The sequence below is a fragment of the Lacisediminihabitans sp. genome, from assembly GCF_043726815.1.
Classification (GTDB): Bacteria; Actinomycetota; Actinomycetes; order Actinomycetales; family Microbacteriaceae; genus Lacisediminihabitans.
Genome location: NZ_JAYSJZ010000022.1, coordinates 1 through 10,716, shown reverse-complemented (window position 1 = coordinate 10,716; position 10,716 = coordinate 1). Strand labels below are relative to the sequence as shown.

11 protein-coding genes are annotated in these 10,716 nt (G+C 68.1%); 10 read left to right on the top strand and 1 reads right to left on the bottom strand.

Annotated elements, in window-relative coordinates; translation table 11 throughout:
* The 10 genes from infC to pheT all read left to right on the top strand — a co-directional run.
* A partial coding sequence (gene infC, locus ACHZD8_RS02290; RefSeq protein ID WP_394768503.1) for a translation initiation factor IF-3 occupies positions 1–903 on the top strand: 903 nt, incomplete at its 5' end.
* A gap of 29 nt (positions 904–932) precedes the next feature.
* Positions 933–1,127, top strand: a complete 195-nt coding sequence (gene rpmI / locus ACHZD8_RS02285) for a 50S ribosomal protein L35 (RefSeq protein WP_147783138.1) — start codon at positions 933–935, stop codon at positions 1,125–1,127.
* A 40-nt stretch (positions 1,128–1,167) separates the two neighbouring features.
* Entirely contained in the window at positions 1,168–1,557 is a 390-nt protein-coding gene (rplT, locus tag ACHZD8_RS02280) for a 50S ribosomal protein L20 (RefSeq protein ID WP_147783139.1), read from the top strand.
* 125 nt (positions 1,558–1,682) lie between these two features.
* Positions 1,683–2,483 carry a TrmH family RNA methyltransferase gene (locus ACHZD8_RS02275; RefSeq protein ID WP_394768502.1) on the top strand — a complete coding sequence of 267 codons (801 nt, stop codon included), beginning with the start codon at positions 1,683–1,685 and terminating at the stop codon, positions 2,481–2,483.
* Positions 2,484–2,582: 99 nt separating this feature from the next.
* Positions 2,583–3,320: an amino acid ABC transporter ATP-binding protein gene (locus ACHZD8_RS02270; RefSeq protein ID WP_394768501.1), complete on the top strand. Its 738-nt coding sequence runs from the start codon at positions 2,583–2,585 to the stop codon at positions 3,318–3,320.
* A 74-nt stretch (positions 3,321–3,394) separates the two neighbouring features.
* The gene (locus ACHZD8_RS02265) at positions 3,395–4,249 is read left to right on the top strand and encodes a glutamate ABC transporter substrate-binding protein (protein WP_394768500.1); all 855 of its coding nucleotides are present in this window, start codon (positions 3,395–3,397) and stop codon (positions 4,247–4,249) included.
* 80 nt (positions 4,250–4,329) lie between these two features.
* Entirely contained in the window at positions 4,330–4,977 is a 648-nt protein-coding gene (locus tag ACHZD8_RS02260; RefSeq protein ID WP_394768499.1) for an amino acid ABC transporter permease, read from the top strand.
* Complete coding sequence (locus tag ACHZD8_RS02255) at positions 4,974–5,831, top strand: ABC transporter permease subunit (protein WP_394768498.1); 858 nt, start codon at positions 4,974–4,976, stop codon at positions 5,829–5,831. The genes ACHZD8_RS02260 and ACHZD8_RS02255 overlap by 4 nt, the downstream gene beginning before the upstream one ends.
* Positions 5,824–6,864 carry a phenylalanine--tRNA ligase subunit alpha gene (gene pheS / locus ACHZD8_RS02250; RefSeq protein ID WP_394768497.1) on the top strand — a complete coding sequence of 347 codons (1,041 nt, stop codon included), beginning with the start codon at positions 5,824–5,826 and terminating at the stop codon, positions 6,862–6,864. Before ACHZD8_RS02255 ends, pheS begins: the two co-directional genes overlap by 8 nt.
* Positions 6,864–9,362 (top strand): phenylalanine--tRNA ligase subunit beta, encoded by a 2,499-nt coding sequence (gene pheT, locus ACHZD8_RS02245; protein ID WP_394768496.1) that lies wholly within the window; start codon positions 6,864–6,866, stop codon positions 9,360–9,362. Before pheS ends, pheT begins: the two co-directional genes overlap by 1 nt.
* Positions 9,363–9,428: 66 nt before the next feature.
* Here pheT and ACHZD8_RS02240 read toward each other — a convergent pair whose 3' ends face one another.
* Positions 9,429–10,499, bottom strand: a complete 1,071-nt coding sequence (locus ACHZD8_RS02240; RefSeq protein WP_394768494.1) for an ABC transporter substrate-binding protein — start codon at positions 10,497–10,499, stop codon at positions 9,429–9,431.
* Between the last annotated feature and the right edge of the window lie 217 nt (positions 10,500–10,716).

Here is a 10,716-nt window from a genome sequence, read left to right as displayed (position 1 = left end):
GGTGTAGTGCGCATTGAAGACGCCATTCGTCTTGCCCAGGAGGCAGACCTGGATTTGGTTGAGGTTGCTCCCAATTCCAAGCCTCCCGTTGCCAAGATCATGGATTTCGGCAAGTTCAAGTACGAAACCGCGCAGAAGGCGAAAGAGGCCAAGCGCAACCAGTCGAACACGATCCTCAAGGAGGTCCGTTTCCGACTCAAGATCGACGTTCACGACTACGAGACCAAGCGCAAGCGTGCAGAGGGATTCCTCCAGGGCGGCGACAAGGTGAAGGCCATGATCCTGTTCCGCGGCCGCGAGCAGTCGCGCCCCGAGCAGGGAGTGCGTCTGCTCCAGCGCTTCGCTGAAGACGTGTCCGAGTTCGGCACCGTCGAGTCGACGCCGACCATCGATGGCCGCAACATGGTCATGGTGATCGGTCCGCTCAAGACGAAGGCCGAGGTGAAGGCGGAGCACGACGCGAAGATCGCGAAGTCGAAGCCGGAACGCGCCGAGCGTCCCGCCAGCGCCGAGCTCCCCGCCCTTCCGCCGGAGTTGGTCAAGGCTGCGACGGATGCCGCGGCGAACCCGCCGGTGGCCGCTCCCGTGGTCGAGGCTCCGGTCGAGGTCGTGCCCGTCGAGGAGCCGAAGGCTGCCGCCGTCGCGCCGAAGGCCGCTCCCGTGGCGAAGGCCGCTCCCGCGGCGGCTCCGGTGGCCAAGGCTGCTCCGGCCGCGCCGGTCGCGGCTGCGGCACCCGCCGCACCCGCCAAGGCGGCCCCGGCGAAGCCGGCAGCCACCGAGGCGAAGCCACCCACGCCGCGAGCCGTCCCCTCGGCTCCGCGCCCCACGCCAACGCCGGGCTCGATTCCGAAGCCGCGGGCCGTTGCCCCCAAGACTGCACCAGCAGATGTGACGACGGACTAGTCCGTCGGGTTGCACGAATAAGGAGAGAAATGCCCAAGCAGAAGACCCACTCGGGGACCAAGAAGCGATTCAAGGTCACCGGCAGCGGAAAGATCATGAAGCAGCAGGCCGGCATGCGGCACAACCTGGAGTCGAAGTCGGGCCAGCGCAAGCGCCGCCTGAACCAGGACCAGGTGATTGCCCCGGCCAACGTCAAGGCCATCAAAAAGCTACTCGGCATGTAACGCCGATCAACATCGCCGAAGAGAATAAAGGATTTAGGAAATGGCAAGAGTAAAGAGGGCCGTCAACGCCCACAAGAAGCGCCGGGTCATCCTCGAGCGCGCCAAGGGCTACCGTGGACAGCGCTCGCGCCTGTACCGCAAGGCCAAGGAACAGCTCATCCACTCGTTCGTGTACTCGTACCGCGACCGTCGTGCGCGCAAGGGTGACTTCCGCCGCCTGTGGATCCAGCGCATCAACGCCGCGTCGCGTGCGAACGGACTGACCTACAACCGCCTGATCCAGGGACTGAACCTGGCCGGCGTCGGAGTCGACCGCCGCATCCTCGCCGACCTCGCGGTGACCGACCCCGCGACGTTTGCGGCGATCGTCGCCACCGCGAAGGCCGCACTGCCGGCCGACACCTCCGCTCCGAAGGTCTCCGCGGCTTAAGCGTCACCGTCCAGACACGTCTGCTGCAGAAGGCCCGGGCACCTCAAGTGCCCGGGCCTTTCGCTGTTCCGCGCCGAGCCCGCGTGAACCGGCGTTCCATGCCGTTGCCGGAATAGAATCGTCCCGTGCTCGATAACCCGCGTTCGCCCCGTGTCAGAAGCGTCGCCAAGCTCGCCAAGCGGGAGGCGCGCGCCGCGACCGGACTCTTCCTGCTCGAGGGCCCTCAGGCGGTCGCCGAGGCGATGACCTTCCGCCCGCAACTCGTGGTCGAGCTCTACGCGACGCCGACCGCGATCGAGCGCTACACGGACATCGCCCAGGCCGCGGTGGATGCCGGCGTCGACGTCGAATTCGTCACCGAACAGGTGCTCGAGGCGATGGCCGACACGGTGACTCCCCAGGGAATCGTGGCCGTCTGCCACCAGTTCCCCACCTCGGTCAAAGACATCCTGCGTTCCGAGCCCAAGCTCATCGCCATCCTCGAGGAGGTTCGCGACCCGGGCAACGCCGGCACGATCATCCGGGCAGCGGATGCCGCGGGGGCGGACGGCGTGATCTTCACCGGTCGCAGCGTCGATCTCTACAATCCGAAGGTCGTTCGCGCCTCGACGGGGTCGATCTTCCACCTCCCCGTGGCGGTCGGTGCCGAGCTCGAGTCGGTGCTCGAGCGGGCTCGCGAGGCAGGCCTGACGGTGCTCGCCGCCGATGTGAAGGGCGAGGACCTGCTCGAGGCGCGCCGAGACGGCACGCTCGCCGCGCCCACCGCCTGGCTGTTCGGCAACGAGGCCCGCGGCCTCACCGACGAGCATTTCGCCCTCGCCGATCGCGCCATCACCGTGCCGATCTACGGGCACGCGGAGTCGATGAATCTCGCCACGGCCGCCTCGGTGTGCCTCTACGAGAGCGCGTTCGCGCAGCGCGCCTGACCCCGTAGGGCCCGGATTCGCGGGGTATTCCGCGCTTCCCGACGGTCCGGAGTGCACCGAGTGGTCGGCCCCCGAACGGGGGTGTGGTTGGCTTGGGGCATGGGGCCTCTCGTTGTCGTAGACCGGATCAACAAACATTTCGGCGACCTGCACGTGCTCAAGGACATCTCGACGACCGTCGCCAAGGGCGAGGTCGTGGTCGTGATCGGGCCGAGCGGCTCCGGCAAGTCCACCCTCTGCCGGGCGATCAACCGCCTCGAGACCATCGACTCCGGCACCATCACCATCGACGGCAAGGTGCTCCCGTCGGAGGGCGCCGAACTGGCCAGGTTGCGCGCCGACGTCGGCATGGTCTTCCAGTCGTTCAACCTCTTCGCGCACAAGACGATCCTCGAGAACGTGACCCTCGCGCCGATGAAGGTGCGCCGGCTGTCGAAGAAGGACGCCGAGTCCCGCGGCATGGAGATGCTCGACCGGGTGGGGGTCGCGAACCAGGCCGGCAAGATGCCCGCCCAACTCTCCGGCGGCCAGCAACAGCGGGTCGCGATCGCCCGCTCGCTCGCCATGGAGCCCAAGCTCATCCTTCTCGACGAGCCGACGAGCGCCCTCGACCCCGAGATGATCAACGAGGTCCTGGATGTGATGGTCGGCCTGGCGAAGGACGGCATGACCATGCTCGTCGTGACCCACGAGATGGGGTTCGCCCGCAAGGCCGCCGACCGGGTGCTCTTCATGGCCGACGGGAAGATCGAGGAGGAAGCGACTCCCGAGAAGTTCTTCACCGACCCGCAATCGCCGCGGGCCCAGGACTTCCTGTCCAAGGTTCTCGCGCATTAGGTCTCGTTCGACCAGAGCGGCCCACCCCCGGTGGACACGCACGACCATGCAGCGCCAATGAGAGGCACTACCCCATGAAGAAGACCCTCACGATCGTCGCCCTCGCGGCGTCGGCCATGCTGATGCTCGCCGGCTGCTCCGGCGGCGGAGCAGATTCGGCCGCTTCACCGAAGGCAGCGCCCACCTTCGCGGCGGGCTCGACCATGGAGAAGCTGGCCAAGGCGGGCAAGATCACCATCGGCACCAAGTTCGACCAGCCCGGTTTCGGACTCAAGGGGCCGGACGGACCGGTCGGTTTCGACGTGGAGATGGGCACGCTGATCGCCGCGAGCCTCGGTATCAAGCCCGAGAACATTCAGTGGAAGGAGACCATCTCCGCCAACCGCGAGCCGTTCATCCAGTCCGGGGAGGTCGACCTCGTGATCGCCACCTACACGATCAATGACCTTCGCAAGAGGGTGGTGTCGTTCGCCGGGCCGTACTACGCGGCCGGCCAGTCGATCCTGGTGAAGGCAGACAACAAGAAGATCAAGTCCGAGAAGGATCTCGTGGGCAAGTCGGTCTGTTCCGTCACCGGATCGACACCGGCGGCGAAGCTCGCGGAGATCGGCGCCAAGCCGCTGCTCACCGACATCTACTCGAACTGCCTGGAGCCGCTCCGCTCGGGCGCGGCCGTCGCGGTCAGCACGGACAACGTGATCCTCGCCGGGCTCGCGGCGCAGAACGAGGGCGAGTTCAAGGTCGTCGGAAAGCCGTTCACGAAGGAGCCGTACGGCATCGGGCTGGGGCTCGACGACAAGGCGTTCCGCACCTACATCAACTCGGTGCTGACCAAGTCCTACAAGGACGGCAGCTACAAGAAGGCGTGGGAAGACACCGCAGGCAAGACGCTTCCCTACGTCGCGCCGCCTGCCGTCGACAACTACTAGCCGAGCCACGTGGCCGGCTGTCCCGACGGGCGGCCGGCCGCGCGCCGTCCCAGCCAGACCGAACCGAGGGGAGTGAACCCGTGAATGCCGTGATCGAAAACCTGCCGTCATACCTCGAGGGCTTCGGGCTCACGCTGTCGCTCTTCGCGATCGCGGGAGCGGGGGCCCTCGTGCTCGGCACCCTCGTGGCCGCGCTGCGCATCTCGCCGGTGCCCGGCCTCAGCGGCGCGGCGGCGGTCTACACCGAGGCGTTGCGCAACACCCCGCTCACTCTCGTGCTGTTCTTCTGCGCGATCATCCTTCCCTACCTCGGCACGACCCTTCCCTACTTCGTCGCGGCCTGCGTCGGACTCACCCTCTACACCTCGCCGTTCGTGGCCGAGGCGCTGCGCTCCGGCGTCAACGGGGTGCCGATCGGGCAGGCGGAGGCCGCCCGCAGCCTCGGAATGGGGTTCGGCCAGTCGCTCACACTCGTGATCTTTCCGCAGGCGTTCCGCATGGTGATCCCGCCGCTGGTCAACGTGCTCGTCGCCCTGGCCAAGAACACGTCGGTGGCCGGCGGATTCTTCGTCGCCGAACTGTTCACGGTGGGCAAGAAGCTCGCGAACGCGAACGGGGACAACATCATCCCGATCCTGCTCGGGGTCGCCTTCTTCTACCTCGTGATCACGATCCCGCTCGGTGTGCTCTCGGCACGACTGGAGAAGAGATGGGTGGTGCAGCGATGAGTTCCTCGGTGCTCTTTGACGCTCCCGGCCCGAAGGCGCGGCGCCGGTCGCTGATCTTCTCGATCGTCGCCCTCGTGGTCGTGGCGGCCGTCGTGGTCTGGGTGATCGTCACGCTCGCCGCACCCCGCACGTCTTCCGGCATCACGCTCCCCGGCTCATTCGACCCCAGCCGGTGGGACATCTTCGCGGACCCGCGCGTCTGGCGCGGCATCGGGCAGGGCGTGCTGGCGACCCTGCAGGCGGCCGCGCTGGCGGCCGTTCTGGCCCTCGCCATCGGCATCGGCTTCTCGACCCTGCGCACCTCCGTGCACGCCTGGGTTCGGGTGCCGACCACCGTGGTCCTCGAGTTCTTCCGCGGCATGCCGGTGCTGCTCCTCATGCTGTTCATCCTGCTGGCGAGCTCGTTCGGCTCGTTCTGGGCCGTCGTGCTCGCGCTCGGCCTGTACAACGGCGCGATCATCGGGGAGATCCTGCGGGCCGGGATCGCCTCCCTGCCACTCGGCCAGCGCGAGGCCGGGCTCAGCCTCGGCCTGACGCGGCTGCAGGCGAAGACCTTCATCGAGTTTCCGCAGGCGTTCCGGCAGATGCTGCCGGTGATCGTCGCCCAGCTGGTCGTGCTGCTCAAGGACACCAGCCTCGGCTTCATCGTGGGCTACAACGAGCTCATCCGCACGACCATGAACCAGATGGCGAGCTTCTACGGCAACCGCTACCTCCTCTCCCTGTTCCTCGTGACCCTCGTGATCTACCTCGCCATCAACCTGTCCCTGTCGGCGTTCGCCAGGCGGCTTGCGCGACGCCGGGGTGGGGCGGTGCGGCCCGGATTCCTCGCTAAACTTGTGAACCGTGCCTGACCCCCTGAACATCACCGACGAGTCGGTCGCCGCCGCCGTGGAGGCCGCCCTCGCGGCCCTCGCCGCCGCCACCGACTCGGCATCCCTCCGCTCCGCCCGAACCGAGCACACGGGGGAGTCGTCAGTGCTCGCCCGACTGGGCGGGATGCTGCGCGACGTGCCGAATGACCAGAAGGCCGCGGCCGGCAAGCTCGTCGGACAGGCGCGTGGCCAGGTCACGCAGGCGTTCGCCGCCCGCGAGGCCGAGCTGTTCGTCGCGGAGGAGACCGCCCGTCTCGCCGCCGAGGCCGTGGATGTCACGGCCGTGCCCTCGCGCAGGACCGCCGGCGCACGGCATCCGCTCACCCTGCTGCAGGAGACCATCGGCGACGTGTTCATCGGCATGGGCTGGGAGATCGCGGAGGGTCCGGAGCTCGAGAACGAGTGGTTCAACTTCGACGCGCTCAACTTCGACGAGGACCACCCGGCGCGGGCCATGCAGGACACCTTCTTCGTCGATCCGCTCGACTCGCACCTCGTGCTGCGCACCCAAACCAGCCCGGTGCAGATCCGATCGCTGCTCACCCGGGAACTGCCGCTCTACGTGATCTCGCCCGGCAAGGTGTTCCGCACCGACGAGCTCGACGCCACGCACACCCCGGTGTTCCACCAGGTGGAGGGCATCGCCATCGACAAGGGCCTCACCATGGCCCACCTTCGCGGCACCCTCGAGCACTTCGCCCGCATCATGTTCGGCGCGGAGGCGAAGATCCGCCTTCGCCCCAACTACTTCCCGTTCACCGAGCCGAGCGCCGAGATGGACGTCTGGCAGCCGGGCGCCAAGGGCGGCGCACGCTGGATCGAGTGGGGCGGATGCGGAATGGTCAACCGGAACGTGCTTCGGGCGGCCGGCATCGACCCGGACGAGTACCAGGGCTTCGCCTTCGGCATGGGCATCGAGCGCACCCTGATGTTCCGCAACAACCTCGCCGACATGCGCGACATGGTCGAAGGCGACGTGCGGTTCAGCCAGCAGTTCGGGATGGTGGTCTGATGAGAGTCCCCATCAGCTGGCTGCGCGAGTTCGTGGATGTGCCCCTCGACGCGACCCCGGAACACCTGCACGCCGCGCTCGTGAGCGTCGGCTTCGAAGAGGAAGACGTTCACGGCTTCGAGGTGAGCGGACCGATCGTGGTCGGCCAGGTGCTCGAGTTCACGCCGGAGCCGCAGTCGAACGGCAAGACCATCAACTGGTGCCAGGTGGATGTGGGCGAGGCGGAGCCGCGAGGCATCGTCTGCGGAGCCCACAACTTCGTCACCGGCGACAAGGTCGTCGTGTCTCTGCCGGGCGCGACCCTTCCGGGCCCGTTCCCCATCTCGGCCCGCAAGACCTACGGCCACGTCTCCGACGGGATGATCGCCTCCGCGCGCGAACTCGGCCTCGGCGAGGAGCACGACGGCATCCTGCGGCTCGCCTCCCTCGGCCTCGACCCCGAGGTCGGCGCAGACGCGATCTCCCTCCTCGGGCTCGACGACTGGGCCATAGAGGTCAACGTCACGCCCGACCGGGGCTACGCCTTCTCGATCCGCGGCATCGCCCGGGAGTACGCGCACGCCACCGGGGCGGAGTTCCGCGATCCGGCCCTGGCCCCCTCGCTCCAGCACGCTCCGGCCTCCGGCTTCCCGGTGACCATCGACGACCGGTCCCCGGTGCGCGGTCGCACCGGCGCGTCCGTCTTCGTCACCCGCGTCGTGCGCGGGATCGACGCCGGCAGCCCCTCGCCGGCCTGGCTCGTCGCCCGGCTCAAGCTCGCCGGCATCCGCTCCATCTCCGTGGTCGTCGACATCACCAACTACGTGATGCTCGAACTCGGGCAGCCGACTCACGGCTACGACCTCGACGCGCTGAGCGGGGGCATCACCGTGCGCCGCGCCGTGCCGGGAGAGATCCTCGAGACTCTGGACGGCCAGCGCCGCACCCTGCACGCCGAGGACCTCCTCATCACCGACGACTCCGGACCGATCGGCCTCGCCGGTGTCATGGGCGGTGCGTCGACCGAGATCGGCGCGACGACCGTGAACGTGCTCGTGGAGGCCGCCAACTTCGACCCGGTGTCGATCGCGCGCTCCGCACGCCGCCACCGCCTGCCGAGCGAGGCGTCGAAGCGCTTCGAGCGTGGCGTGGACCCGGCGATCGCGGATGCCGCGGCGGCCCGGGTCGTGGAGCTGCTCGAGAGCCTCACGGGTGGTCACGCCGACACCCTCGGTTCGCGCTGGAACGTGGCCGTGCCCGCGGAGCCGATCGAACTTCCCGACGGCTACGTCGAGGCTCTCGTCGGCGCCGACTACAGCGACGACGAGATCGTCGCGGCGCTCACCGACATCGGGGCGACCATCGAGCGCGCGTTGGGCGCTCTGTCGGTCACCCCGCCGAGCTGGCGTCCCGACCTGACGGACAAGGCGACCCTCGTGGAGGAGGTCGCCCGCATCGTCGGCTACGACCGCATCCCTGCCGTGCTCCCGACCGCTCCTCCCGGGCGAGGACTGTCGCGATCGCAGCGCCTGCGTCGTGCGGCGGCCCAGGTGCTGGCCGCCAACGGCCTCACCGAGGTGCTCTCCTACCCCTTCGTCACGAGCGCGACCAACGCCACCTTCGGTTCGGCCGTCGAGGGCCCGGTGCCGGCGATCCGCCTGCTCAACCCGCTCGATGCCGAGTCGCCCTTTCTGCGCACCTCGCTCCTGCCGGGGCTCATCGAGGTCGCCCACCGCAACCTGTCCCGGGGACTCACCGACCTCGCGCTCTACGAGATCGGCTCCGTGTTCCGCCCGGAGGCCGGCAGGTCGTACGTGAGTGGCCCGCTTCCCTCGGGAATCGTGCGCCCGTCACTCACGGAGCTGGGCGAACTGTTCGAGAGCATCCCGCCCCAGCCGCTGCACGTCGCCGCCCTGTTCGTGGGTGCGGCGGTCGTGCACCAGCCGGGCCAGCCGGCGGTGCCCCGCGGCATCGCGGATGCCCTGGACGCGGCGAGACAGCTCGCGGCCTCCGTCGACGCGGCCCTCACCATTCGCCAGGGGGCGCATCACGCGATGCATCCGGGCCGCACCGCCGAGCTCGTCGTGGCGGACCAGGCTGTCGGTTTCGCGGGCGAGCTGCTGCCGGCCCTCGCCGACGAGCTCGACCTGCCGAGGGTCACCGCCGTGCTCGAGGTCAACCTCGAACTGCTCATCGAGCTCTCGGCGCGAGAGGTGGTTCCGGTGAGCATCTCCAGCTTCCCGGCGGCGACCCAGGACCTGTCGCTCGTGGTGCCCGTCGAGGTGCCGGCGGGAGAGGTTCTTTCCGCCGTCGTCGACGGTGCGGGTGACCTGCTCGAGGACGCCAGGCTCGTCGACGACTACCGCGGCTCCGGTGTTGCCGCCGGATCCAAGTCGGTCACGCTCGCCCTGCGTTTCCGGGCCCCGGATCGAACCCTCACGGCTGCCGAGGCGAGCGACGCCAAACTCGCGGGGGCAGCAACAGCCGCGCAGCGATTCGGCGCGACCGTGCGCGAATAGGCATCGCCACACGACAATGGCGTGACCGGATGCCGGTCACGCCATTGTCATTCCGGGGAGCTGCCCCTACTTGGCAGCCGTCACGAACTGGTCCGTGTAGGTCTTGTGCACGTCGATCGACTTGCCCTGCACGTCCTTATTGAACGCCGAGAGCACCTTGAGGTTGGTCGGCGGTCCGTTCGGCGGCATGATCCCCGTCGGGTTGTAGATGCCCTTCTCCGAGTCGAAGGCCGTGATCCACGCGGCCTTGCCCGCTCCCGCGTAGTAGTCCGCGGGGATCTTCTCCACGATGGTGGCTCCGTCGTTGGCCTGAATGTACTTGAGCGTCTTCACGTAGGCGTTCACGAGCTTCTGCACGGTCACCGGGTTCTGCTTCACCCACGACGACTTCATGTACAGCGAGGTGGCCGGGTACTCCCCGCCCAGCGCCGCCGACGTGCCCTTGGAGCTGCGCATGTCGAGCAGGATGTACGCTCCTCCCGTCGCCATCAGCTGGGAGACCGTCGGTTCCGTGGTCATCGCGCAGTCGACGTTCTTGTGCTGCATGGTGCCGATGAGGGTGGCTCCCGACTGCACGCCGAGGCGATGGATCGTCGTCGGGTCGACACCGTTCTTCTTCGCCAGGTACTGGGTGAGGAAGTCGGTGGACGAGCCGAGGTCGGTGATGCCGAGGTTGCGGCCCGACCAGTCGGCCGGCGACTTGATCTGGCCCTTGAGGTCGCTGCGGCACAGCTCGACCTCGCCGGGCGTCACGAGCATGTTCACCACGGATTCGACCTGCTGGCCGAGGCCGGCGAGGTCGATCGTGTGGTCGTAGAAGCCGCCCACCCCGTCGACCTTTCCGGCGAGCATGTTGGTCGTGGCATCCACCCCGGCCGGTTCGTCGGAGAGCGTGACGGTGAGGCCCTGCTCCTTGTAGTAGCCGAGCTGCTGGGCGAGCATGAACGGCAGGTAGATCTGCTTGTTCAGGCCGCCGACCATGATCGAGACGTTGCCATTCGCGGAGTCGCTCGTCGCGCCGGCCTTGGGGGCGGTGGCCGTCGTGGCCGAGCTGCAGCCCGCCACTCCGATCACTACGGCGATGGCCGCGGTTGCGAGCACGAGCGCTCGGCGTGTGGTGCTGGGATTTTCCTTCATTGGACTCTCCTTGTTGTGTGGTGCTGTGAGGGGATGGGTTAGAGCTCCGGGCCGCTCAGCTGCGGCGGACGCCAGCGCAGCAGGCGGTTCTCGAGTCGGGTGATGAAGTATTCGGCGATGAGCGCGATGATGCCCATGATGACCATCGCGGCCCAGACTCCGTTCGCGTTGAAGGTGCCCTGGGCGTTCTTGATGAGCTCTCCGAGGCCCTGGAGGC

What these genes read in the sequence shown, in the direction of transcription:
- rpmI (WP_147783138.1), top strand. Translation starts at nt 933, where the DNA reads ATGCCCAAGCAGAAGACCCACTCGGGGACCAAGAAGCGATTCAAGGTC.
- rplT (WP_147783139.1), top strand. Translation starts at nt 1,168, where the DNA reads ATGGCAAGAGTAAAGAGGGCCGTCAACGCCCACAAGAAGCGCCGGGTC.
- ACHZD8_RS02255 (WP_394768498.1), top strand. Translation starts at nt 4,974, where the DNA reads ATGAGTTCCTCGGTGCTCTTTGACGCTCCCGGCCCGAAGGCGCGGCGC.
- ACHZD8_RS02270 (WP_394768501.1), top strand. Translation starts at nt 2,583, where the DNA reads ATGGGGCCTCTCGTTGTCGTAGACCGGATCAACAAACATTTCGGCGAC.
- pheT (WP_394768496.1), top strand. Translation starts at nt 6,864, where the DNA reads ATGAGAGTCCCCATCAGCTGGCTGCGCGAGTTCGTGGATGTGCCCCTC.
- ACHZD8_RS02240 (WP_394768494.1), bottom strand. Translation starts at nt 10,499, where the DNA reads ATGAAGGAAAATCCCAGCACCACACGCCGAGCGCTCGTGCTCGCAACC.
- ACHZD8_RS02265 (WP_394768500.1), top strand. Translation starts at nt 3,395, where the DNA reads ATGAAGAAGACCCTCACGATCGTCGCCCTCGCGGCGTCGGCCATGCTG.